Origin of the sequence: Rhodococcus sp. PML026 (genome assembly GCF_000963615.1) — a bacterium.
Classification (GTDB): domain Bacteria; phylum Actinomycetota; class Actinomycetes; order Mycobacteriales; family Mycobacteriaceae; genus Rhodococcoides; species Rhodococcoides fascians.
Genome location: NZ_KQ031376.1, coordinates 719,891 through 743,121, shown reverse-complemented (window position 1 = coordinate 743,121; position 23,231 = coordinate 719,891). Strand labels below are relative to the sequence as shown.

Here is a 23,231-nt window from a genome sequence, read left to right as displayed (position 1 = left end):
GGATAGCAATGTCACTGCCCGAATTCTGGTTTTTCATCATCGCTTTCTTCTTCGTCGGCTACTTCGTGCTCGAAGGCTTCGACTTCGGCGTCGGCATGCTCATGCCCATTCTGGGTAGGCACCCCGACCCCGTGACGGGGGAGAAGCGTCGTCGCGCAGTTCTCAACACCATCGGCCCGGTCTGGGACGGCAACGAAGTCTGGCTCATCACGGCAGGCGGTGCCCTGTTCGCGGCGTTTCCCGAGTGGTACGCCACGTTGTTCTCGGGCTTCTACCTGCCGTTGCTGTTGATCCTGGTGGCGCTCATCCTGCGCATCTGCGCCATCGAATGGCGCGGCAAGATCGACGACCCGGTGTGGCGTCGACGCTGCGACATCGGCATCGGCATCGGCTCGTGGGTTCCGGCTGTGCTGTGGGGCGTCGCGTTCGCCAACATCGTCCGCGGAGTCGCGATCGACGAGAACAAGAAGGTCACCGCAGGGTTCTTCGACCTCCTCAACCCGTACGCACTACTCGGCGGAGTAACGATGGCCGTGGTGTTCGCACTGCACGGTGCCGTGTTCATCGCGCTCAAGACCTCAGGCGACGTCCACGAGGACTCGGTGAAAATGGCAGCGTGGCTGTCGGTTCCGGCAGTGCTCGTCGGTGGTGCCTTCGCGCTGTGGACCCAACTCGCGTACGGGAAAACCTGGACGTGGGTACTGGTCGCGGTGGCAGCAGTGGCCCTGCTGCTCGTCGTCGCGCTGACGGCGAAAGTACGTGAAGGCTGGGCCTTCGTCTTCACCTGCATTGCCATCGTCGCCGTCGTCGTGCTGCTGTTCGCGTCCCTGTTCCCCAACGTGATGCCGTCCAGCACCGACGCCGCCTTCGATCTCACCATCGCCAACGCGTCGTCCAGCCCGTACACGTTGACGGTGATGACGTGGGCTGCGGCCTTCGCTGCACCCGTCGTCCTCGGCTACCAGGCGTGGACGTATTGGGTCTTCCGGCAACGTATTTCGAGCGCCCAGATCCCCGACTCGATCGGGCTGTCGGTGAAGTCGTGACCGCACCCACCACTTCGCGGACACGGCCGAAGGGCCCGGTCGATCCGCGACTGTGGAAGTACTCGCGCTCCGCCCGCGGCTACGTGCTCGTCACGGTCGCGCTGTCGACCGTGGTCACCCTGTGCATCATCGTGAGTGCACTGGCAATCGGACGCGTGCTGGCCGGCGTCATCACCGACCCGTCGGCCAGATCGTTGTCCGCATGGACGACGGAACTGGTCGTCCTGGCCGGTGCAACAGTGGTTCGGGTGCTCGCGACCGGAGCTCAGTCTCGTTACGCACACCGGTCGGCGTCGCGGGTCGTCGCCGAGCTGGAGATCGAAGTACTCACGACGGCAACGCGATTCGAGCCTCGCGAGCTGGACGCCGAGCGCGAGGAACTGGCCGTCGTCGTGACCCGCGCCATCGGCGGACTACGGGCGTACCTGACCGGCTATTTGCCGGCGCTGGTGCTGGCCGTCATCGTCACCCCGTTGGTCCTGATCGTCATCCTCACACAGGATCTGACGTCGGCCGCCATCATCGCCGTGACCCTGCCGCTCATCCCCGTCTTCATGATCCTGATCGGCTTGCTGACCAAGGGCCGGGCGGCCGCCACGCTCACCACGATGACCAGGTTGTCTGCGCAACTGCTCGATCTGTTGGCAGGCTTGCCGACTCTGCGCGCGCTCGGGCGCGAGCACGGACCGGCCGCTCGTGTTCGTGCATTGGGCGACGCCCATCGTCGAACGACCATGCGCGCACTGAAGATTGCGTTCCTGTCGTCGATGGTGCTCGAGTTGCTCGCGACGCTGTGTGTAGCGCTGGTTGCCGTCGGCATCGGGCTGCGGCTGGTGTTCGGCGAGATGACACTCGAAGCCGGCATCATCGCGCTCGTCCTCGCGCCCGAGGTGTACTTTCCACTGCGCGCGGTCGGCACCCAGTTTCATGCGGCCGAGGACGGCGTCGAGGCAGCCGATCGTGCATTCCGGGTGTTGGACCGGCGAACAGCGCGGCCGACCGGTGGCCGCACCGTCGACACGACAGCCGTCGACATCGAGCTGGACGGGCTCGGCGTTGCAAGTCGGGACGGAGCGGCACCAGCGGAGCTGAGTGCGCTGTGCCGGGCGGGCACCGTCACGGTCCTGACCGGACCGAACGGCGCAGGTAAAACGACTGCGCTGCACGCGATCCTGGGGTTGACTCCGCCGTCGACCGGCGCGGTGAGCGTCGGGGGAGTGCCGATCGCCGAACTCGATCTCGAACAGTGGTGGGCGCAGGTGGCCTGGCTCCCGCAGCGGCCGGTGTTGGTGCCGGGCACGCTCTACGACAACGTGACCCTGCACGGAATCCCCGACTCGGCTGCACTGGAACTCGCCTGCCGCGCAGCCGGATTCGACGAGGTGCTTCGAGAACACCCCGAGGGCTGGGACACCCGCGTCGGGCAGGGTGGGGTGGGGCTTTCGCTCGGCGAGCTACAGCGCCTCGCACTGACACGTACCTTCGTGTCCGATGCTCCGGTGATGCTGTTGGACGAGCCGACGGCACACCTGGATCCGGTGAGTGAAGCGACTGTGCTGCAGGCGGTTCGAGATGCCGCCGACCGCGGCGTCACCGTGGTGATGGTCGGTCATCGGCGTTCGGTGCTGCATGCCGCCGACCGCATCGTCGAGGTCCGCAGCGACTCGACCACGAAGCGGGAGTTCGAGCATGTCTGATCTGCGACGAGCGCTGGCGCTGCTCGAGCTGTCTCCGCGCAGAGTCGTACTGGCCGTGTTGGCCGGAGTGGCGACGCTGGGCAGTGCGCTCGCCCTGGCGGCACTGTCGGCGTGGTTGATCACCCGGGCGTGGCAGATGCCACCGGTGCTGGACCTGTCGGTTGCCGTCGTAGCCGTTCGGGCGCTGGGTATCTCGCGCGGGGTGTTTCGGTATCTCGAACGCTTGACCACCCATGATGTGGCGCTGCGCGGAACGACGGCGGCCCGCACGAGGATCTACGAGAGACTGGCGAACGGGAACGGCGCGGTCGCTCTGCGACGGGGTGACGTTCTGGCGCGCACCGGTGCGGACGTGGACGTTATCGGTGACGTCGTCATCCGGGCCGTCGTTCCCATCTGTGTGAGCGTGCTGATGATGCTCGCGGCCGTGGGCCTGCTCGCGGGAATCGCACCTGCCGCCGCATCGGTTCTGGCGGTGGCATTGCTGATCGCCGGCGTGGGTGCACCGATACTCGCGGCCCGGTCGGCGAGGATCGCCGAGGAAGCCGGTGCCGAAGCCGACGTGCGCTTCGCCGAGACAGCGGTCCGCGCACTCGACCATGCGGCGGAACTGCGAGTCGCCCGTCGTCTGGACGCGACACTCGCCGAAGCCGAGGGCGCAGCACACGACTCGGTGGTTGCCCGAGATCGTGCGGCGCGTCCGTCGGCACTCGCGGATGCCGCGCAGCCCTTGGCGATCGGAGCTTCGGTGATCGGGTCGTTGCTGATCGGCATCGCGCTGTACGGCCCGGACGGAGGCACGGCGGGCGGTATGACGCCGATGGCGTTGGCGATCATCGTGTTGGTTCCACTGGCCGCATTCGAGGCGACCGCAGCTCTGCCCGCAGCGGCAATCGCACTGATGCGCGGCCGAATCGCGGCCACCCGAATCATGACCATGCTCGATGCGGCTCCCCATGTGAGTGGCAGCCTGAACGGGTCGTTCCGCGGGCTCCACTCCTGCCCGACCCCTGCTACGAACTTCCGCGCACATGCGCGGAGCGCAATCATCGGGCCCAGTGGATCGGGAAAGACGACGATGCTGCGCGCGCTCGCCGTCGAATTCGGCTCGGATGCAGCGCTGTTCGCCGAAGACGCGCACCTGTTCGACACCTCGATTCTGGAGAACCTGCGAGTGGTGCGCGGCGACGTGGACGAAGACCAGGCAACGCAGGCATTGCGACGAGTGGGTCTCGGACCGTGGCTCGACGCGTTGCCCCAGGGCGTTCACACGACACTGATCGGTGGGGCGCAGGCGGTCTCGGGTGGCGAGCGTCGTCGACTCCTTCTCGCACGCGCACTGCTGAGCACCGCGCCCGTCGTGCTGCTGGACGAGCCGACCGAACATCTCGACAGAATCTCCGGCGAACGGATTCTGCGCGAGCTGCTCACCACCGACGACGGGCTGTTCGGTGCCGAGCGAACGGTGGTCGTCGTCACTCACCAACTGCCCGAGAACACCGACGCCGACCAGGTGATCGACCTCGGAGACCGGACTGCGAAAAAACCCTTTGCCGACTCCCGATCGCGGGCGTACGTTGGGAGTACACGAGAGAGGAGGTGGTCTGAAGTTGATGAACTCTAGGACGCGTGAGGTGGCTGTCAGCTAGCCGCAATCGCTGACGGATTCACTGCGAAGACCGCGCGAGCGGCAGGCGAATCCCAGGCAGCTACCCGGCCCCCGAGCCCCCGACCTGTCCGGTCGGGACCTGACATCAGGTATGGCTCGGGGGCCGTTCGCATGCGAACGGCCCCCGAGATCCGAAAAAGATTCTGCGTCAGCCGATGTAGCGGGTGAGGCGGGCCGACAGACGCGGTGCGAGCGGGCCGTCGGCGACGACACGTTCCTCGACGTACGCCAGATCCCCGCCCTCGACGATTCCGTACAGGCGGCGAGCTCCGCCTACCAGTGCACCCGAGGTGCTGCGGATGACGACGTCGGTGGCAAGTTCCCAGGACGACTGGGTCAGGGCGTGACCGTAATACAGTTCGACGACGCCGGTGCTGTGCGTCAGCAGCAGCTCGACGACTTCTTCGTCCTTGGACCCCTTGACTCCGTCGCCGCCGCTGATGCGCCAGAACCCGGTCTCCCGAAGGTCGGGGTGCGCGTAATTGCCGTCGGAATCGAGTCTCCAGGAGCGCGATTCCCAGCTGAGGTAGCTGCCGCCGTCATGGGAAACGACGATCTGCTGACCGAAGGGATAGTCGGTGTCCGTTTCGGGATCGTGCCCCTCGCCTTGACCACGCCACACGCCGACGAGTGGCAGCAGCGCCAGCATCGACGGGTGCAGATCGGGGCCGAGCCGCAGGTTTGCGGTGTCGTCCGGGTGAGGGATGTCGGGCAGCACCGGGATGTTGCGCGCCGACGCCTCGGCGAACTTCTGCTCGGCAGCCGAAATGGCTTGGTCACCGCTGGTGATAGGGGTGCCCAGTCCGTCGTCGATGCTGTCGGGGTTGCCCGCGCCCGGTTCCGTCACGACTCGTCGTTGACCAGTCGGTAGACGACATAGAGCGAGAACGCGATGATGGCTACTGCCGCAAGCGCCAGCAATACCTCGAAGAAGATGACCACGGAACCGAGTTTAACCCGCGGCGAGACCGGTCGACGACAACGGTCCGTTTCCGCGCTGTGGCATTGGTGACACACCATCATTTTTGCGGCCCACAGTGCCCTGGATCACTCGTAGTGATGGCGAAACCGACGCGAGCAGGTACCTTCTTCCCGGGGGCGTCGGGCTCTCGACTTCGAGAGCGCCGACGAATTCACTATGTGTGTCGAAAAGGCTGTTGTCTTGTAAGGCTGGGGAGGTCTCTGCAGAAATGCTGCGTCGTAAGCGTGTTCTGACATCGTCGTTCGGTTCCGTATTGGTTCGATCGGCGGTTGTCACAGTGGCGTTGGCCCTTGCAGCTCCCGCTGCTGCGCTGGCCGCGCCCGACTCGGGATCGTCCGATTCGGGTTCGGCAGAGTCGGGTTCGGCCGACTTCGGTTCGTCTCAGGGCCCGAATATCGATCCGAACAACTACGCGCAGGACTGCCCGGACGTACTGCTGTTGGCGGTGTCCGGAGCCACCGACTCGGACTCCGATCGCAATCCGCTCAACGAAGAAGCGCAGACGATCGCGTCGAACTGGGTCGGCAACGTCACCGTTCCGGTCGGTGAGGCGAACGCGGACAGCCCCGGCACCGTCGGCTGGCTCTACGTCCCGTATTCCTCCACCTACGGCTTCGACGTACTCGACAACGTGCCGACCTACCAGGAGTCGATCGCCGACGGCATCGCGTCGACCAATCGGTTGATGGACGAGTACAAGACCAAGTGCGGTGAGAAGACCAAGTTCGCGCTGCTCGGGTACAGCGTCGGCGGCGAAATTCTCGATCGCGTGACGATGGAACTCGGCCACCGTGATCCCAATGCTCTCGTCACGTCCGACGACGTCGTCGGTGTCGTCATGGTGGGGTCGCCCTACCGCCCGGCCGGCGTGCCTAATTTCGGTGACGAGGTGGGCCAGTCCCTCGGCGGCTTCATGGATCAGTCGCCGCGGGACTACGGGTCGATGACGGACAAGGTCACCTGGTCGTGTCGTCCCTACGATCTGGCCTGCGACTCGCCGGACAAGATCGAACTGCTGCAGCTGGCGCTCGGTGTACTCGGTCAAATGCGGTTGACGCTGCTCAACCCGGTGCAGACCGTCTCCGACTTCGGTCGGACGGTTGCCTCCATTGCCACCCGCGCGATCATCGATATCGCCACGAACAAGTCGTGGCTCGAGTCGGACGAGACGCTCCTGCAGGTTCTCGTCAAAGTCTCCGACCGGCAGTATCAGGTGGACGACGCAAAGGCTGCAGCAGCGCTGTCGCCCGATCAACTACTTGCCGATCTCAACTGGGCCCTCGGTCCGGGTGCCGAAACGGTGAAGGCGAAGTTGCGTGCCGAGGGCGAGGGCCTGGTGGAGAACAACAAGGGCATCGTCGACGTCGTCCTCGGCCCCTACCTGGCGATCGGCTTTCTGCAGCACCTGTCCTACTGGTACAACGACCCCAACGACGGGGTCGAGTGGGAAAGCGAAAAGATGGTCGCGTGGGTGACCGATCTCGCCCGAACCGAACGCGAGAAGAAGAACGCGCCTCCCGCGGTCGACCCGGCCACCCCCGAGACCCAGGCACCCCAGACCCAGCTGCCCGAGACGCCCGCGCCCGCCCCGGAATCCCGGGTGCTGCCGGAGCCGGGGACGCAGACTCGCGTCAGCGACCTCGGAGCCTTCCTCGAATCCCAGGGCATCCCGGTACCTCCCGGCATGTTCCCGCCGCAGTACTCCACGGTCCCCGAGCCGGCGCGACAGGTCGGCTAGAGCAACGAAAAGAACCCCGCACCTGGTTGCCAGGTGCGGGGTTCTTCTATGTGATCGAGTCGGTGACTCAGACTCCGACGGTGACGTCGGCCGAGTGCACGCCCGCGCCCTCGGGCGTGATGACGGTGTCGCCGTTGCCCGATGCGGACAACGCCCGCAGCGTCCACTGTCCGGGGGCAGCGAAGAAGCGGAAATCGCCGGTTCCCGACGCGACGACCTCGGCGGTGAATTCGCCGGTGCCGTCGAGGAGACGGACGAATGCGCCCGCTACCGGCTCACCGTCGCCGGCGAGGACACGGCCGGTGATGACCGTTTCCTTCTCGACGTCGACGCCTGCGGGGATGGTCTGACCCTGTACGGGTGCTCCACACATATCAGTGAACCTCCAATTCGATGGGTGCTCCGACGAGGGAGCCGTATTCGACCCAGCTGCCGTCGTAGTTCTTGACGTCTTCCTTGCCGAGGAGTTCCTTGAGCACGAACCAGGTGTGGCTCGAGCGCTCACCGATGCGGCAGTAGGCGATGGTGGCCTTGCTGTCGTCGTAGCCCTTGGTCTTGTACAGCTCTTCGAGTGCCTCGTCGGACTTGAACGTGCCGTCCTCGTTGGCGGTGGTGCTCCACGGGATGTTGATCGCGGACGGGACGTGGCCACGCTGCTGAGCCTGCTCCTGCGGGAGGTGTGCCGGCGCGAGGATCTTGCCGGAGAACTCGTCGGGGGAGCGCACGTCGATCAGGTTCTTGTTGCCGATGGCGTCGATGACCTCGTCGCGGAACGCGCGGATCGACAGATCCGGTGCCTCGGCGCGGTACTGCGTGTTCTCCCGGCTGACGACGTCCTTCGACAGCGGGCGGCCGTCGAGCTCCCACTTCTTGCGGCCGCCGTCGATCAGCTTGACGTCCTTGTGGCCGTACAGCTTGAAGTACCAGTAGGCGTAGGCGGCGAACCAGTTGTTGTTTCCGCCGTAGAGCACGACGGTGTCGTCGTTGCTGATGCCCTTGGCCGAGAGCAAGCCGGAGAACTGCTCCTGATCGAGGAAGTCGCGGCGAACCGGGTCCTGCAGGTCCTTGCGCCAGTCGAGCTTGACCGCACCTTCGATGTGTCCGCCGTCGTAGGCGCTGGCGTCTTCGTCGACCTCGACGAAGACGATCTTCGGTGCGTTCAGGTTCTGCTCGGCCCAGTCGGCAGAGACCAGGACGTCGGAGCGAGCCATGGTGTTCCTTTCGGTCTTTCTTGTCGGATCAGGGGGTAGTTGTCACGCTGCGGTGCGCGAGTTGCCGCGCAATCGAGCTGCGAGGGGGTAGATCATGCAGCCCAGGCACACTGCGAACGCTGCGTTGAGAAACGCCGCGAAGAGCGCGAAGCCTGTCGCTACGGTGCCGACGACGGGAGCGCCGAGAGCGAATCCGAGGACTCCGACGGCGGCGAACACGAAGCCCACCAGTTGGGCGAACTTCAACGGGGCCACCGGCTCACGTTCTGTGGTCGGTGAGCGCCGCGGCGCGACGAATGTCGCGTAGATCGTGCCGTACGGACTGTGCTTGGGTCCGCGGACGGCTCCGATTCCGAACACGATCGCCTGGAGCCCCAGCAGGATTGCCGCTGCGGGAACCGAGACCGTGCTCGCGAGGAGGACGACGACCAGAACTGCAGTGGTGATCCACGCGGCGAAGCGCGGACCACGGACGTCGACCTGGTCGATCGTGGTGGTGTGGGTGTCGGATGTCGACATCGAGAGGTACTCCTGTGCGAGGCCGGGGCACGGCTTGTCGCCGGTGCTCGGATGTGGATTTCGATCATCGGGCCGGCATCACGCATGGGCGTGGCGGCAGACGGAAATCAGCAGCAGCGACAGCAACAACCGCCCAGTCGGCACAGATCAACCGTGCGTCGACTGGTGAGCATGAGCTCGCGGCGGGAGAACACGAAGTGCATCCTACCCGTTACCAGGGGCGCGTCGTACCGCCCACCTGAGTAGCTCTTGCCCTACAGCGCGTCGAGAGCCTCGCGCAGGGCTGCGGCCGACGGCACGCCGGCAATTCTCGAACGCCGACGCAGTTCTCCGTCGAGGACGAAGGTCGTCGGCAGCGAGAGCACTCCGAGTTCACGGGCGAGAACAGGCTGAGCATCGATGTCGAGTTCGACTTCGCGTGCGTCGGTGCGGTCGGCGAGAACCTGATGCACCACACGACGCACGGCAGCGCACGGACCACACCAGTCCGCCGAGAAGTGCAAAATCGTCGGAGTTCCCGAGGTGACGCCCGCATCGACGAGCAGCGGGAGAAGGTCGTCGGAATCGGTGGACGCGATGGTGCGTACGGCACCGGAACGACGACGCAGAATCAGTCCGACAGCAACGGCAAGGACCGCCACGACAACCAGAACTGTGATCCCTGTCATGGCTTTTCGATCTCGTTGAGGTCGATGTTCACGTTCTCTCCCGACCCTTCGACGACGATCTGTGAACCCTCCGCGTAGACGTCCGTCGGCAGCAGTCCGAACGGCAGGCTCTGGCGTTCGATGGTCTTGGTGAACAGGCCGAGAACTGTGGGCTTGGCGAAATCGGGAATCGTGAAGTCGGCCTGCCCCTCCGGTCCGAAGTAGAAGTCCGATGCCACGATGGCGACACTGTCACCTTCGAGCAGAAGGTCGGCCTGCACGCTGACGGTGGTCTGCAGCGGTCCCACCGGAACCGTTCCCGTCAGTACGACGCCACCGGCGGTGGTCTTGCCCGACCCGCCGGAGCCGCCCGTGCCGTCGGACTTGTCGGCCGGAGGTGCGGAAACCTGCAGGTCGACGATGCCGAGGAACCGTCCGAGATCGGTTGCCTCGATGCGGACGCGGCCGTCGAGCTCGTCCACCGGGATGTCGCGGACGTTGTTGTCGATCAGGTCGGACAGGGCGATGTGGACGCCGCGCAGATTGGCTTCGATGGTCGTCGAGCCGACGTATTCGGTCGGGACGTCCTGGGCCCGGATCTCGATGTTCTGATAGCGGCCGTCGGCGGCCTGGGTGAGGAACGGAAAACCGTGCACAATCACCTGGGGGTCCGAGGTGAGTTCGCCGCCGTCGCGGATGGCGCGCGAGACGCGATATTCGGAGTAGGCCGCGGCCCCGAAATCGACGACGAGCGCGAGGGCCAACAGGCTGACGAGTCCGATGAGAAGTGTGCGCACCGGTCCATTGTGACCGAAGCATCGCGTACTGCCCGCTTCGACCGGTTGTACGGACAAGCTAGTCTGTGTCCTTGACGATCACTCGATTCCAGCGTCGGCTGGACCGGCCAGCGGTAAGAACGGAGACGCAGTGGAGCTCCTGTTACTGACCTCCGATCCCAATCCGGAGGGCGTACTCCCGTCTCTCGCGTTGCTGGCCCACCACATCCGGCCGGTACCGACCGAGGTGTCTTCTCTTCTCGAAGCCGGTTCCGCCGACATCGCGCTGGTGGATGCACGTACCGATCTGGCTGCTGCTCGCGGTCTGTGTCGGCTGCTCGGTAGTACCGGCTCGGCCATCCCCGTGGTCGCGGTCCTGACCGAAGGCGGCCTGGTCGCAGTCAATTCCGACTGGGGGCTCGACGACATCCTGCTGCCCGGCACAGGTCCCGCGGAACTGGACGCTCGGCTACGTCTGTTAGTCGGCCGGAGCGGCGGGGTTGCGAGTCCCGAGACGTCGGGCAAGATCACGCTCGGTGAGTTGGTCATCGACGAGGGCACGTACACCGCCCGGTTGCGCGGTCGCCCACTCGATCTGACCTACAAGGAATTCGAGTTGCTGAAGTACCTGGCTCAACATGCGGGCCGCGTCTTCACGCGTGCCCAGTTGCTGCAGGAAGTGTGGGGCTACGACTTCTTCGGTGGCACTCGCACCGTCGACGTCCATGTTCGACGCCTCCGCGCCAAGCTCGGTACCGAGTACGAGTCGCTGATCGGAACGGTGCGGAACGTGGGCTACAAGGCCGTGCGTCCGTCGCGTAACTCCAAGGGCGGTACGGCTCCGGACGCCATGGCCGGCGATTCCGACGATGCGGATTTCGAGTTCGAGCAAGAGAGTACGCTCTCGTAGATGAATTCGGATACTGCGTTCGACGTCCACCCCCTCGACGGCGACGCACCGTCCTCGCGCGTCAGCGACGAGATTCACCGGATCCTTTCGCGTGCAACCGAAGTCGACGGTACTGCGCCGCTCTCGGAGCAGGCCGTCAAGGCCGTCGACGCGGGTGAGAGCGTCGTTCGATTCGTTGCCACCGACGGAGATCGAGTCGTCGGGTACGTCGGCGCCGCCGACGGTATGGCCGAGGCAGTGGTCGATCCGGGGTATCGCGGTCGCGGCATAGGTCGGCGATTGGTCAGCAGCGCACTCGATCTCGGCTCCGGCACGCGGATCTGGGCGCACGGAAATCTGCCCGCAGCACAGTCCGTGGCGCGTGCGCTCGGGCTGACGGTGGCCCGGGAACTGCTGCAGATGCGACGGGCCGCGGCAGAGCCCGAACTGCCCGATGTGGTTGTACCACAAGGTATTTCGCTGCGAACCTATCGCGGGCACCAGGACGATGCCGAATTGTTGAGGGTGAACAACGCGGCATTCTCCTGGCATCCCGAGCAGGGCGGCTGGACCGACCGCGACATCGCGTCGCGGCGAGACGAGCCGTGGTTCGATCCCGCGGGTCTCTTCCTGGCCTTCGAGGAAGGCAGCGACCACCTGCTCGGATTCCACTGGACGAAAGTTCACGCCGCTGAGGATCGGGTCGTTCCGCAGGCTCCACTCCCTGGGGGCAACGACCCGGCCATCGGTGAGGTGTACGTGGTCGGTATCGATCCGCAGTCGCAGGGTCGCGGTCTCGGACGGGTACTGACCCTGGCCGGGCTGCATTATCTGCGCGGTCGCGAACTGGACCAGATCATGCTGTACGTCGAGGCCGACAACACCGCGGCGGTGCACACGTACACCAAGCTCGGGTTCGCGAATTACCACGTCGACGCCGCGTACGCGCGGACCGCGTAATCGGACATTTCCAGCACGGTGTTCATCTTCCGTTCACCCACGCGGGGGTAAACGTCTACCACCTGCCTTTACCTTTCTCTCTGGGCGGCAACCTACGCTGCCTGGTGCGAGGGTTCTTCTGAGCCGGCACCTTCACAGTCGCAGCGCGAACCTCGAGTTCGCGCCGCGATCACGGCCCAAGATTCCTCGGAGGAAACAGGTGAACCTCAAGCGCAACGGTGCTCTCATGAGTGCAGTGGCAGTCAGTGCCATGTTGCTGGCCGCATGCGGTAGCGACGCGAACGTCGCCACCACGGACGGTGCATCGCAGTCCTCGGCTTCGTGCGAAGGCAAGTCCCCGTTGACCGGTGAAGGCTCGTCCGCACAGCAGAACGCCATGTCCAACTTCACCTCGATCTACTCCGGCGTTTGCGCGGGCAAGGCCGTCGAGTACACCACCAGTGGTTCGGGTAACGGCCGCACGCAGTTCGTCGCGGGCCTCGTCGACTTCGCCGGCTCCGACTCGTCCATCAAGGACGACCAGGCCGCACAGGCCGCCGTGCGCTGCGCCAACAACCCGGCGTGGAACCTGCCGCTGGTCTTCGGCCCGGTCGCAGTGGCCTACAACGTCGACGGTGTCGACAACCTGGTGCTGAACCCCGACGTCATCGCGCAGATCTTCACCGGCAAGATCACCACCTGGAACGACCCGGCCATCGCCGCACTCAACGAGGGCGCAACGCTCCCGTCGACCGCGATCACCCCGGTCTACCGCTCCGACTCGTCGGGCACCAGCGACAACTTCCAGCGCTTCCTCGCCGCATCCGCTCCCGAGGCGTGGACGCTGAACCACAGCTCCGATTGGGCCGGCGGCGTCGGCGAAGGTGCCAACGGATCCTCGGGCGTCGCCCAGGCCGTCGCCGCCACCCCCGGTGCCATCACCTACGTCGAGAAGGGCTTCGCCGACCAGGAGTCGCTGGGCAAGGCCGCTGTCGACTTCGGTAACGGACCGGTCGAGCTGAGCAGCGAGACCGCAGGCAAGGCAATCGACGCCGCGAAGTTCAAGGGCGAGGGCAACGACCTCGTCATCGACATCGACGGCCTCTACGCCAGCGACGCAGCGGACACCTACCCGCTGGTCCTCGCGACCTACGAGATCGTCTGCTCGAAGGGCTACGACGCCGACACCACGGCAGCAGTCAAGTCCTTCCTGCTCAGTGCAGCCAACGAGGGCCAGCAGGGCCTCGAAGAAGCCGGCTACGTGCCGCTGCCCGACGCATTCAAGGAACGCCTGGTCACCGCCATCGAAGCGATCGCCTGATCCTCGATAAACCCGGTTTCGCCTTCGGCTCGCGGTGACGCGGGCCGAAGGCGGACCACCCTGCATCGACACGAGACAGTGAGCGGTATGAGCGACACCCACTCGATCACCGGCATCCCCTCGGCGGCTACCGTGCCTACCACAGGTGCCGCCCACGAACCGGAAGAACCACAATTGTCAGACTCGAAAACATCGGGGACGGTCACCCGTCCCGGTGACAGGATCTTCTCCGGCCTGGCCAAGGGCTCGGGCATCTTCATCATCGCCCTGATCGCTGCGGTCGGCATCTTCCTGCTCTGGCGAGCGATTCCCTCACTGTCCAACAACACGGTCAACTTCCTGACCTACAACGGCGCGTGGGACACCTCGAACACCTCGGCAATGGTGTTCGGTGTACTCGACCTGTTTCTGGTCACCGTCACCGTGTCGTTGTTCGCTCTGATCCTGGCGATGCCCGTCGCGCTCGGTATCGCGATCTACCTGACGAACTACGCACCCAAGCGTGTTGCCGGACCGCTCGGCTACGTCATCGACCTCCTCGCCGCCGTCCCGTCGATCGTCTTCGGCCTCTGGGGCCTGTACGTCCTGGCCCCGGCGATCAGCCCGTTCGCCGAATGGCTGAACTCGTCGCTGAGCTGGTTCCCGCTGTTCAGCACCGGCTCGGTATCGATCGCAGGCGGCGGCACCATCTTCACCGGCGGCATCGTGCTCGCCGTGATGATCCTGCCGATCATTGCCGCCGTGACCCGTGAGGTGTTCGTCCAGACGCCCAAGGGCCAGGTCGAGGCGGCTCTCGCGCTCGGAGCCACTCGCTGGGAAGTTGTTCGCACCACGGTCATTCCGTTCGGCAAGTCCGGCTTCGTCAGCGGTTCGATGCTCGGCCTCGGACGCGCACTCGGTGAGACCATCGCGCTCTACATCATCATCCGCAGCACCCAGGCGACCTTCGGCGGAACGTTGTTCGACGGCGGTTCCACATTCGCGACCAAGATCGCGCTGGCAGCAGGCGAGTTCAACAACCCGCTGCAGGCCGGTGCCTACATCGCCGCCGGTCTGGTGCTGTTCGTCCTGACCTTCGTCGTCAACGCCGGTGCCCGCGCCGCCATCGCCGGAAAGAAGGACTGACCCATGACCGCAACCATGGACAAGCCCGTCAAGGAGCCCACGTTCCAGGGCGTCAGCGCCCGGCGCAAGGCGTCGAACCTCGCGGCGACGATTCTCGTCAGCCTGTCGGTGCTCGTCGCCCTCGTACCACTGATCTGGGTGCTCTACACGGTGATCTCACGTGGACTGTCCGCTGTGGTCGCACCGGCCTGGTGGCAGAACTCGCAGGCCGGAATCACCCAGTTCATCGCCGGCGGTGGTGCGTACCACGCGATCGTGGGAACCCTCCTGCAAGGACTGTTCTGCGCCGTCATCTCCATCCCGATCGGCATCTTCGTCGCCATCTACCTCGTCGAGTACGGCGCAGGGACCAAACTGGCCAAGGTCACGACGTTCATGGTCGACATCCTCACCGGTGTTCCGTCGATCGTCGCGGCCCTGTTCATCTACGCGCTGTGGATCGCCACCTTCGGGTTCCAGCGCTCCGGTGTCGCCGTTGCTTTCGCCCTCGTGCTGCTGATGATTCCGGTCATCGTGCGGTCGGCCGAGGAGATGCTGCGCATCGTTCCGCAGGACCTGCGTGAGGCGTCCTACGCACTGGGCGTGCCGAAGTGGAAGACCATCGCCAAGATCGTCATCCCCACCGCGCTCTCCGGCATCGTCACCGGCATCATGCTGGCGCTGGCCCGCGTCATGGGTGAGACGGCTCCGGTGCTGATCCTGGTCGGCTCGGCCACCGCCATCAACTTCAACATTTTCGAGGGGCCGCAGACGTCACTGCCGCTCATGATGGTCGACCTGCAGAAAGCAGGAACCGGCGTGCTCACCGCGGAGCGCATGTGGGGAGCAGCCCTGACGCTGATCCTGATCGTCGCAATACTCAACATCGGCGCGAAGTTGGTCTCGAAGTTCTTCTCGCCCAAGAACTTCTGACCCACCCGACTCCAGAGAATCCTAAGGAATCAGAACATGGCAAAGCGTCTCGATCTCAAGGACGTCAACATCTACTACGGCAAGTTCCATGCCGTCTCCGACGTCACTCTGGCAGTCCCGCCGCGCAGCGTCACCGCGTTCATCGGACCGTCCGGCTGCGGTAAGTCGACCGTCCTGCGTTCGCTCAACCGTATGCACGAGGTCACGCCCGGCGCTCGCGTCGAAGGTTCGGTGCTGCTCGACGGCGAGGACATCTACGGCAGTGGCGTCGACCCCGTCGGTGTGCGACGCACCATCGGCATGGTCTTCCAGCGACCCAACCCGTTCCCGACCATGTCCATCAAGGACAACGTCGTCGCCGGGCTGAAGCTGCAGGGTGGCCGCGGCAAGAAGGAGCTCGACGAGATCGCCGAGCGTTCGCTCAAGGGTGCCAACCTGTGGACCGAGGTCAAGGATCGCCTCGACAAGCCCGGTGGCGGACTCTCCGGTGGTCAGCAGCAGCGTCTGTGCATCGCCCGCGCCATTGCCGTCTCTCCCGACGTGTTGCTGATGGACGAGCCGTGCTCGGCCCTGGACCCCATCTCGACACTGGCGATCGAGGACCTGATTCAGGAACTCAAGCAGGACTTCACGATCGTGATCGTCACGCACAACATGCAGCAGGCCGCGCGCGTGAGCGATCAGACCGGCTTCTTCAACCTCGAGGCAACGGGCAAGCCCGGCAAGCTGATCGAGATCGACGACACCGAGAAGATCTTCTCCAATCCGACGCAGAAGGCCACCGAGGACTACATCTCCGGCCGCTTCGGATAACCGCACACCGCACAGAGAACCCCCGCCGAGCGAAAGCTCGACGGGGGTTCTTTTTGTGCGCCTGCCCTGGGGCCGAGATCGAGTAGCGTTGTCGCGCAGCGCTACTCGACCTCGAGCGAAGTGGGTGCTACGAGCTGGGAATGTTCTGCTGGTGGAGGTCGGCGGGAAGCTGGCCGGTGACGAGGAAGATGACTCGGCGGCCGACCTCGACGGCGTGATCGGCGAAGCGTTCGTAGAAGCGGCCCAGCAGGGTCACGTCCACCGCGGCGGCGACGCCGTGGCTCCACTCACGGTCCATCAGCACCGTGAAGAGGTGACGGTGCAGATCGTCCATCGCCTCGTCCTCTTCCTGCAGCTTCGCAGCGCGCTCGGGATCGCGGGTCTCGAGCACCTCACGGGCCGACGCACCGATCTGCACGGCGAGGCGTCCCATCTCGGCGAAGTAGCCGTTGACGACCTCGGGGAGGGCATGGTTCGGGTGCCTGCGACGGGTGATCTTGGCGACGTGGAGTGCGAGTGCGCCCATTCGGTCGATGTCGGCGACGATCTGGATGCCGGCCACCACCGAACGGAGATCGCCCGCGACCGGAGCCTGCAGCGCAAGAAGCGTGAATGCCTTCTCCTCGCAGATCGCGCTGAGCTCGGTGATCTTGTCGTGCTCGGAAATGACCTGCTCGGCGAGAACCAGGTCTGCTTGGAGGAGAGACTGCGTGGCCTTTTCCATGGCCGCACCAGCCAGGCTCGCCATTTCTCCGAGGAGATCGGCGAGCTCGTTCATCTGTTCGTTGTAGGCGACGCGCATGAGCGCAGTTTAGTAGGTCACACCGACCAGTTCTCTGTCCCGAGGGTTAACGGGGAATGAATGGAGTCAGGCGCACGTGTCGTCGGCCGCGTTGGTGAACGACAGATCCTCGGGCAACTGTGCACTTTCGGTCGTTCCCTCCACCTGGGTGGGGTCGATCTGCGCACCGACCTCGGCCGGGTACTGGGTGTAGCCCGGGTAGTTGGAACCGAGGACCACTTCCACGACGTTGTTCAGGCTCGGAGCCAGTTCGATGGCAGCACCGGGTATCGCCGACGCCACCGTCGCCGCAGCGGCTTCCTGATCCTGGGAGTACCGAACGACGGTCTGAGCGGCGGAGCCGGAGAAGTTGCCGACCGTGAGGATCTGGAACCCGTACGTCGCCAGCTGATCGGATGCGGTCTGTGCCATTCCCGCGATGTCCGACGCGTTGGACACCTGCAGCGACACGGTGCCCGGATCGACGGCCAGCAGCGGGGCGTCGGGAGCGGCGGGCGGCGGGGTCGGTTCCGGTGTCACCGGTTCGGCCCGTTCTTCGCCGGGCAGGGGTAGGTCGTCGATGATCGCCTGGAAGATGGCACCGATGGAGTCTTCGTTGGGGATCTCGTTGCCGTAGTCGTTGGTTCCGGTGGTGGGAATGGTCAGGAAGGTCACCGCGCCGGCGTCGACGTTCTGCAACGATCGGCCGAGTGTCACCAGATCCTGGGTCTTGACGTTCTCGACGAAGGTGTCGGAGGTGAACGCGTTGACGAATCCGTTCAGTTTGCCCGGGTCGAGAAGCACCTTGTTCGACAACGCCGATCGCAACAGCGACGACAGGAAGCGCTGCTGGCGCTTGATCCGGCCGTAGTCGCCGTTGCCCTCCGATTCGATGTTCCGGGCTCGGACGTAGTTCAGTGCGGTGCGTCCGTCGATGCGTTGGGTACCGGCGTTGGGCAGCACGTCTCCGAGTTCGTAGTCGACGAGAGGCTGAGCGGTACACACCTCGACACCGCCGACCTCGTCGACCATGGACTCGAAACCGGCGAAGTCCATGCCGACGAAGTGTCCGATCCGCAGTCCTGAGATCTTCTGAATGGTCTTGACCAGGCATTTCGGGCCGCCGAGGGCGTAGGTGGCGTTCAGCTTGTCGCCGTACGCCTCCGGGAACATCTCGCCCGTGTAGGTATTGGTGACGTTGTCGAACTGCTCGCACTCGGGTCGGGTCACGTCCAGGTCGCGAGGAAACGACACGGCGACGACGCGGCTGCGGTCGGCTGGAATGTTGACGAGCATGACGGTGTCCGATCGAGATCCCTCGGCATCGGCAACGGTTCCTGCGCCCACCTGCCCACTGGCACCGGCGCGCGTATCGGTGCCGACGATCAGGTAGGTCTCGTCTCCGTACTGGCCTGCGGCGTCGACGACGTCGGTCGAATCGGGGTCGAGCGCGGCGACTTGGAGGAATCCCTGATCGGTGTTGCGTAGATAGCCCCACACCACTCCGGTGAGTGCCACGGCGAGGATGGCGACGATCGAGACCAGACTTCGGCCGATCATGCGTATCCGTCGTCGTCTCCGTACTCGGCTCATCGCCAGACGCGTCAGTGCCGGCCGGTCGGCGGCGGGTGCTCCGACGGGTTCGGGGGCAGCGTGCGGCGGCGGGGTGGGCATCGGACGGTTCGCCCGAGCCGGCGGGGGAGTGGAGTCGGTGATCGGTGAGATGACCTCGGTGGGCTCTTCGACGTCCGGCCGTTCGGGGGGATCACGTCGGGTGGCACCCGAACGAGACATCTTGTCGACCAGCTCGGCGACCGACACCGTGTCCGCGTTGCGCGGGGAGCGTTTACCCAGTCGGCCGCTGTCACCCGGCTTCGGTGGAGAATCGGAGTCTGTCGAGTCGGGTTCCGAACCAGAGGGGTCGGGTGTGGCGGGGTCGTCGGACCGAGGAGGACGTTGTCCGGAACGTCCGCCTGCGCCGGTTCGTCCGATAGAGGACAGCGGGCGCTCCCATGGGGCGCGACCCTCGGGCACAGACGGGCCCGACTCTCGATCGTCTCCCACGAATTCGAACCTGGCCTTCCATCACACGCATGTGCCGTCTACTCGGCAATCCAAGCCATAGTACTGACTCGAGCGGCGCGGTCCACTTCGTGCGAGACGGGCCCTGGTGAGGGGTCGATCAGCCGCCGGAATGCATCAGATCTGCACCGGCGGGGACACACAGGTCCTCCGGATCGTCGAGCCATCCGTCGGGCAGCGACACTGCGCCGGGCGAGCCCTGCCGGCCGCGGGGACCTTCGGCGTCCTTGGGAAACGGAACGGTTGGATCCAGTTGCGCCAGAAGGTCGTCCAGTTCGGCGAGGGTCGACACCAGTGCCATCGACACCCGAAGATCCGAGCCGGCGGGAAAGCCGCGCAGGTACCAGGACACGTGCTTGCGCAACTCTCGGAGGCCTTTGCCCTCACCGTGGTGCTGCGCGAGCAACTCGGCATGGCGCGCGATGATAGTGGCCACCTCACCCAGGGTCGGCGGCGTCGGCTCTGGCCGCCCGTTCAGGCGGGCACTGAGCTCGGCGAACAGCCATGGACGACCGAGGCAGCCACGCCCGACGACGACGCCGTCGCATCCGGTTTCCGCCATCATGCGGACGGCGTCGGACGCCGAGAAGATATCGCCGTTGCCCAGGACGGGAATCCCGGTGACGTGCTCCTTGAGTCGAGCGATCTCGTTCCAGTCGGCGGTGCCGGAGTACCGCTGCGAGGCAGTGCGGGCGTGCAACGCCACGGCCGCTGCACCCTCGTCGGCGGCGATCCGGCCGGCATCGAGATGGGTGTGATGGTTCTCGTCGATTCCGACACGGAACTTGACCGTGACGGGGATGTCGGTGCCCTCGGTGGCCTTGACCGCCGCAGCCACGATGCGGCCGAACAGGTTTCGCTTGTACGGCAATGCGGCACCGCCGCCCTTGCGGGTGACTTTCGGGACCGGGCAGCCGAAGTTCATGTCGATGTGATCGGCCAAGTTGTCGTCGACGATCATTTTCGCCGCGGCGTACGTGGTGTCCGGATCGACCGTGTAGAGCTGCAAGGACCGGGGGGTTTCGGTGGGCCCGAACGTCGTCATGTGCATCGTGGCGGGTTGCCGTTCGACGAGAGCGCGTGCGGTGACCATCTCGCAGACGTACAGACCGGACGTGCTGCCCGCGCGCTCGAGTTCCTGCTCACGGCACAACGTGCGGAACGCCACATTGGTGACGCCGGCCATCGGTGCGAGGACGACGGGGCTGCGCAACTCCAGGGAGCCGATCTGCAATGTCATGGAAAACAAGCCTTTGGAACGAAGGGAGAACTTTCAGGAGAAAAGGCAGTGCCCGGCACCGAAGTCGGTACCGGGCACACCAGTCGATCGAAACTCAGGACGCGCGTGCTTCGGCCTTGGCGCGTTCGCGGGCCAGCGAGCGATCTCGCATCTCCTCGAACTTGGTGGCCTGACGTTCGAGGTCTTCGAGGAACGCGGCGAGTTCTTCGCGCTTGTTCTCACCGCGGGCGGTGAAGTCGTTGCGCTCGAAGACGCTCCACTTGCGCAGCACGGGCCAGACGACGTCTTCGAGGTGCTGACGCAGGTCGTAGATGCCGTGCTTGGCCATCAACACACCGTTGCGGCGGAAGTTCGGCATGCCGGCACCGGGCATGACGAAGTTCGTCACGATGTCGGAGACCGCGTCGAGGGTCTGGTCGGGTGCGATGTCCATCGCTGCGCCGGTGATGTTGCGGTAGAAGATCATGTGCAGGTTCTCGTCGGCGGCGATGCGCTGGAGCATGCGGTCGGCGATCGGGTCGTCACAGACCTTGCCGGTGTTGCGGTGCGAGACGCGGGTCGCGAGTTCCTGGAACGTCACGTACGCCACCGAGTGGAGCAATCCGGTCTGCGAACCTGCGGGCGAGGCGAAGCCGTTGGTCATATGGATCATGCGGGCTTCTTCGAGGGCGACGGGGTCGACGCCTCGGGTGACGACGAGGTAGTCGCGCATGACGATGCCGTGACGGTTCTCTTCGGCGGTCCACCGGCCGACCCAGGTTCCCCAGGCACCGTCCTGGGAGAAGTTCTCGGCGATCTCACGGTGGTAGGACGGCAGATTGTCCTCGGTGAGCAGGTTGGTGATCATCGCGGCCTGCGCGACGTCGGAGAGCTTGGACTGCCCCGGGTCGTAGTCCGTACCGCCGAGGGCGGCGAAGTTACGGCCTTCGTCCCACGGCACGTAGTCGTGGGGATGCCATTCGCGCGCCATCGAAATGTGACGGTTCACGTTGTCCTCGGCAGTGGGCACCAGCTCTTGCAGAAGCTCGAGCTGTGTCAGATCCCTCGCCATTAGATCGCCTCCATAGATTGCGTACGACCGGTCCAGCTTACGGCACCGTAGGTTCGGTGTGAACCGTGTCGCGGCTGTTCACTTGCTGTTCGAGCAGTCGTGACGACCGACATCGGCCGATGTGGGGATCTTCGCGACTGCTGCAGTTCTCCCTGCACGTCGCTGCGGACGGGCCGATCGTTACCCCGAGTGTACGGACCGGGTGCCGCCGAATGCAGTTCGGCGGAAGGGTGTGTGGTGCCCCCAGTAGGACTCGAACCTACGACCTGCGGATTAAAAGTCCGTAGCTCTACCAACTGAGCTATAGGGGCGCGGATCGAAAGTGTAATGGGCAGTGCAGCCGTGTCGGTCATGCACCCCCGGCACCGCGTTTCGGGGGTCAGCGCCCGAAACTGCTGCAGCCTTGCGGCGCGGGGATACCGGCCAGGCGGTCGTCGATCCAGGAGTACGCACCGGGAATGCCGCTGATCGCGACGACGAGGTGTTCACCGAAGTACTCCTCGAGGCGTACGTCGGCACCGTGTGCGCACCACTCGTCGTACAGCGTTTCCGCACCTTCCCGGGGGATCCAGAATTCCTGACGGCCTTGGTAGATCATCGTGGGCACGGTGGGGGCGAGATCACCGCCCATCCGGGTCGCGGCGATGATGCGTTCGGCGATCTCGGTCCGGTCGACGTTCGGCACGTCCGAGAGGGCCTGGGCCGGTATCGGTGCCACCAGTCCGCCGGGAGCGAGCAGTGTGATGCAGAGATCTTTGGCCACGGTCGCCAGACGCAGTCCGTTGGCGTTCATCAGGGAGAACAGCTCGGGATACTCGCGGGCAACTCCGAGCGCTGCGGACAGGAACAGCGTCGACGCGACGTTGCCGTTCATCGACGTCAGCAGAATCCGGTAGTCGGTCGGTGGACCGCCGAAGGCCGCGCCCACCAGATTGACCTCCGGCGCGTACGACGGGGCGAGTTGAGCGGCCCATCCGGTGGCGATCGCCCCGCCCGAATAGCCTGTGACGGCAATCGGGGAGGACGCGGGCAACCCGAGTTCGGGGAGGCGCACCATCGCGCGCAACGCGTCGAGCACCGCATGGCCGGCCATGCGCCCGGCCGCGTACGCCTGCCGAGGACCCTCGTGATCGGTGACGACCACTGCATAATTCTTGGCGAGGAACGCCTGCACCGCTGGAATCTCGCGGGCAATACCTCGGGGCAGGGTCCACGACGGTGCACAGGTGTTACCCAGTGAGTTGATGGCCATGTTGTACGCGACGACGGGACGCGTGCCGGGACCGGCCCAGGGCGCGTCGGGCACGATGACGGTCGTCGCCGCTGCGACGGGTCGGTCTTTGGAATCGCTTGTGCGGTATAGGATCTGGGTCGATATGACCGGGGTGAACAGCGGCCCGACGCGCACGCGTCGGGTGCCGAGAACCGATCCGGGCGGGAGCTCCTCGAATCCTGCCGGCGGGTCGAAGAACGGCTCGCCGAGTGGGGTCGGCAGGTAGAGGGCGGGATCGGCGACGGGATCGAGGAAGTTCGTCAGTGGGTCGGCGGCGACGGTGTGCGCGGTCGACAACGTCAAGGCCGCCGACACGAGTAGTGCTGTCATCGAACGACATACGCGGATCGATAGATTCATGGCGTGCACCCGTCCCCGATCGGCCGAAGCAACATGTGTGATGCGCATCACGCTATGCCCGAGGTGGTCTACGTCTTCGGCTATTCCGAGAATGTGTCGAAACCGTTACCGTTTCGCCGCTGATATCGATTATGAGACAGTGCTTTTGGTGACCTCACGG

General features: G+C 65.1%; 21 protein-coding genes and 1 tRNA gene. 10 read left to right on the top strand and 12 right to left on the bottom strand.

Annotated elements, in window-relative coordinates:
* Positions 1-8: 8 nt before the first annotated feature.
* The 3 genes from cydB to VF34_RS23095 are packed head-to-tail and all read left to right on the top strand — an operon-like array spanning position 9 to position 4,367.
* On the top strand, positions 9-1,046 hold the full coding sequence (cydB, locus tag VF34_RS23105) for a cytochrome d ubiquinol oxidase subunit II (protein ID WP_032367493.1): 1,038 nt from the start codon (positions 9-11) through the stop codon (positions 1,044-1,046).
* Positions 1,043-2,743 (top strand): thiol reductant ABC exporter subunit CydD, encoded by a 1,701-nt coding sequence (gene cydD / locus VF34_RS23100; protein WP_032373758.1) that lies wholly within the window; start codon positions 1,043-1,045, stop codon positions 2,741-2,743. The genes cydB and cydD overlap by 4 nt, the downstream gene beginning before the upstream one ends.
* A complete protein-coding gene (locus VF34_RS23095) occupies positions 2,736-4,367 on the top strand; it encodes an ATP-binding cassette domain-containing protein (RefSeq protein ID WP_032373757.1) in 1,632 nt (543 codons plus the stop codon). The genes cydD and VF34_RS23095 overlap by 8 nt, the downstream gene beginning before the upstream one ends.
* Positions 4,368-4,560: 193 nt before the next feature.
* Here the strand turns inward: VF34_RS23095 and VF34_RS23090 are convergent, their stop codons facing one another.
* Positions 4,561-5,226 carry a heme-binding beta-barrel domain-containing protein gene (locus tag VF34_RS23090; RefSeq protein WP_027495859.1) on the bottom strand — a complete coding sequence of 222 codons (666 nt, stop codon included), beginning with the start codon at positions 5,224-5,226 and terminating at the stop codon, positions 4,561-4,563.
* Positions 5,227-5,602: 376 nt separating this feature from the next.
* Between VF34_RS23090 and VF34_RS23080 the strand changes: the two genes are divergently transcribed.
* The gene (locus tag VF34_RS23080) at positions 5,603-7,132 is read left to right on the top strand and encodes a cutinase family protein (RefSeq protein WP_032373756.1); all 1,530 of its coding nucleotides are present in this window, start codon (positions 5,603-5,605) and stop codon (positions 7,130-7,132) included.
* 67 nt (positions 7,133-7,199) lie between these two features.
* Here the strand turns inward: VF34_RS23080 and VF34_RS23075 are convergent, their stop codons facing one another.
* From VF34_RS23075 to VF34_RS23055, 5 genes are all read right to left on the bottom strand, one after another.
* Entirely contained in the window at positions 7,200-7,505 is a 306-nt protein-coding gene (locus VF34_RS23075; RefSeq protein ID WP_008719402.1) for a DUF1416 domain-containing protein, read from the bottom strand.
* Position 7,506: 1 nt separating this feature from the next.
* Positions 7,507-8,343 (bottom strand): sulfurtransferase, encoded by an 837-nt coding sequence (locus VF34_RS23070; protein ID WP_027495862.1) that lies wholly within the window; start codon positions 8,341-8,343, stop codon positions 7,507-7,509.
* Positions 8,344-8,385: 42 nt separating this feature from the next.
* Positions 8,386-8,862, bottom strand: coding sequence for a DUF4395 domain-containing protein (locus VF34_RS23065; RefSeq protein WP_027495863.1), 477 nt, complete (start codon positions 8,860-8,862; stop codon positions 8,386-8,388).
* A gap of 254 nt (positions 8,863-9,116) precedes the next feature.
* Positions 9,117-9,530, bottom strand: a complete 414-nt coding sequence (locus VF34_RS23060; protein WP_032367498.1) for a thioredoxin family protein — start codon at positions 9,528-9,530, stop codon at positions 9,117-9,119.
* Positions 9,527-10,306 carry an LmeA family phospholipid-binding protein gene (locus tag VF34_RS23055; RefSeq protein WP_027495865.1) on the bottom strand — a complete coding sequence of 260 codons (780 nt, stop codon included), beginning with the start codon at positions 10,304-10,306 and terminating at the stop codon, positions 9,527-9,529. The genes VF34_RS23060 and VF34_RS23055 overlap by 4 nt, the downstream gene beginning before the upstream one ends.
* 130 nt (positions 10,307-10,436) lie before the next feature.
* Between VF34_RS23055 and VF34_RS23050 the strand changes: the two genes are divergently transcribed.
* From VF34_RS23050 to pstB, 6 genes are all read left to right on the top strand, one after another.
* Complete coding sequence (locus VF34_RS23050; RefSeq protein WP_027495866.1) at positions 10,437-11,195, top strand: winged helix-turn-helix transcriptional regulator; 759 nt, start codon at positions 10,437-10,439, stop codon at positions 11,193-11,195.
* Positions 11,196-12,134, top strand: coding sequence for a mycothiol synthase (gene mshD, locus VF34_RS23045; protein WP_032373755.1), 939 nt, complete (start codon positions 11,196-11,198; stop codon positions 12,132-12,134).
* Between the two features lie 199 nt (positions 12,135-12,333).
* Entirely contained in the window at positions 12,334-13,434 is a 1,101-nt protein-coding gene (gene pstS / locus VF34_RS23040; RefSeq protein ID WP_032367500.1) for a phosphate ABC transporter substrate-binding protein PstS, read from the top strand.
* Positions 13,435-13,521: 87 nt separating this feature from the next.
* Positions 13,522-14,559, top strand: coding sequence for a phosphate ABC transporter permease subunit PstC (gene pstC / locus VF34_RS23035; protein WP_027495869.1), 1,038 nt, complete (start codon positions 13,522-13,524; stop codon positions 14,557-14,559).
* Between the two features lie 3 nt (positions 14,560-14,562).
* A complete protein-coding gene (pstA, locus tag VF34_RS23030) occupies positions 14,563-15,471 on the top strand; it encodes a phosphate ABC transporter permease PstA (RefSeq protein ID WP_027495870.1) in 909 nt (302 codons plus the stop codon).
* Positions 15,472-15,507: 36 nt separating this feature from the next.
* On the top strand, positions 15,508-16,284 hold the full coding sequence (pstB, locus tag VF34_RS23025) for a phosphate ABC transporter ATP-binding protein PstB (RefSeq protein ID WP_027495871.1): 777 nt from the start codon (positions 15,508-15,510) through the stop codon (positions 16,282-16,284).
* A 127-nt stretch (positions 16,285-16,411) separates the two neighbouring features.
* Here the strand turns inward: pstB and phoU are convergent, their stop codons facing one another.
* From phoU to VF34_RS22995, 6 genes are all read right to left on the bottom strand, one after another.
* Positions 16,412-17,086, bottom strand: coding sequence for a phosphate signaling complex protein PhoU (gene phoU / locus VF34_RS23020; protein ID WP_027495872.1), 675 nt, complete (start codon positions 17,084-17,086; stop codon positions 16,412-16,414).
* Positions 17,087-17,152: 66 nt separating this feature from the next.
* Positions 17,153-19,129 carry an LCP family protein gene (locus VF34_RS23015; RefSeq protein WP_032373753.1) on the bottom strand — a complete coding sequence of 659 codons (1,977 nt, stop codon included), beginning with the start codon at positions 19,127-19,129 and terminating at the stop codon, positions 17,153-17,155.
* Between the two features lie 118 nt (positions 19,130-19,247).
* Positions 19,248-20,387: a tRNA dihydrouridine synthase DusB gene (gene dusB / locus VF34_RS23010; protein ID WP_027495874.1), complete on the bottom strand. Its 1,140-nt coding sequence runs from the start codon at positions 20,385-20,387 to the stop codon at positions 19,248-19,250.
* A 94-nt stretch (positions 20,388-20,481) separates the two neighbouring features.
* The gene (locus VF34_RS23005) at positions 20,482-21,438 is read right to left on the bottom strand and encodes an acyl-ACP desaturase (RefSeq protein WP_045842053.1); all 957 of its coding nucleotides are present in this window, start codon (positions 21,436-21,438) and stop codon (positions 20,482-20,484) included.
* Positions 21,439-21,673: 235 nt separating this feature from the next.
* Positions 21,674-21,749: transfer RNA gene (locus VF34_RS23000), tRNA-Lys, on the bottom strand.
* Between the two features lie 68 nt (positions 21,750-21,817).
* Positions 21,818-23,041: a lipase family protein gene (locus tag VF34_RS22995; protein WP_032373750.1), complete on the bottom strand. Its 1,224-nt coding sequence runs from the start codon at positions 23,039-23,041 to the stop codon at positions 21,818-21,820.
* Between the last annotated feature and the right edge of the window lie 190 nt (positions 23,042-23,231).

Bases quoted from the DNA above. Each gene is read 5' to 3' on its own strand.
- cydB (WP_032367493.1), top strand. From the start codon at position 9: ATGTCACTGCCCGAATTCTGGTTTTTCATCATCGCTTTCTTCTTCGTC.
- VF34_RS23095 (WP_032373757.1), top strand. From the start codon at position 2,736: ATGTCTGATCTGCGACGAGCGCTGGCGCTGCTCGAGCTGTCTCCGCGC.
- VF34_RS23080 (WP_032373756.1), top strand. From the start codon at position 5,603: ATGCTGCGTCGTAAGCGTGTTCTGACATCGTCGTTCGGTTCCGTATTG.
- VF34_RS23075 (WP_008719402.1), bottom strand. From the start codon at position 7,505: ATGTGTGGAGCACCCGTACAGGGTCAGACCATCCCCGCAGGCGTCGAC.
- VF34_RS23070 (WP_027495862.1), bottom strand. From the start codon at position 8,343: ATGGCTCGCTCCGACGTCCTGGTCTCTGCCGACTGGGCCGAGCAGAAC.
- VF34_RS23065 (WP_027495863.1), bottom strand. From the start codon at position 8,862: ATGTCGACATCCGACACCCACACCACCACGATCGACCAGGTCGACGTC.
- VF34_RS23060 (WP_032367498.1), bottom strand. From the start codon at position 9,530: ATGACAGGGATCACAGTTCTGGTTGTCGTGGCGGTCCTTGCCGTTGCT.
- mshD (WP_032373755.1), top strand. From the start codon at position 11,196: ATGAATTCGGATACTGCGTTCGACGTCCACCCCCTCGACGGCGACGCA.
- pstC (WP_027495869.1), top strand. From the start codon at position 13,522: ATGAGCGACACCCACTCGATCACCGGCATCCCCTCGGCGGCTACCGTG.
- pstA (WP_027495870.1), top strand. From the start codon at position 14,563: ATGACCGCAACCATGGACAAGCCCGTCAAGGAGCCCACGTTCCAGGGC.
- pstB (WP_027495871.1), top strand. From the start codon at position 15,508: ATGGCAAAGCGTCTCGATCTCAAGGACGTCAACATCTACTACGGCAAG.
- phoU (WP_027495872.1), bottom strand. From the start codon at position 17,086: ATGCGCGTCGCCTACAACGAACAGATGAACGAGCTCGCCGATCTCCTC.
- dusB (WP_027495874.1), bottom strand. From the start codon at position 20,387: ATGACATTGCAGATCGGCTCCCTGGAGTTGCGCAGCCCCGTCGTCCTC.
- VF34_RS23005 (WP_045842053.1), bottom strand. From the start codon at position 21,438: ATGGCGAGGGATCTGACACAGCTCGAGCTTCTGCAAGAGCTGGTGCCC.
- VF34_RS22995 (WP_032373750.1), bottom strand. From the start codon at position 23,041: ATGACAGCACTACTCGTGTCGGCGGCCTTGACGTTGTCGACCGCGCAC.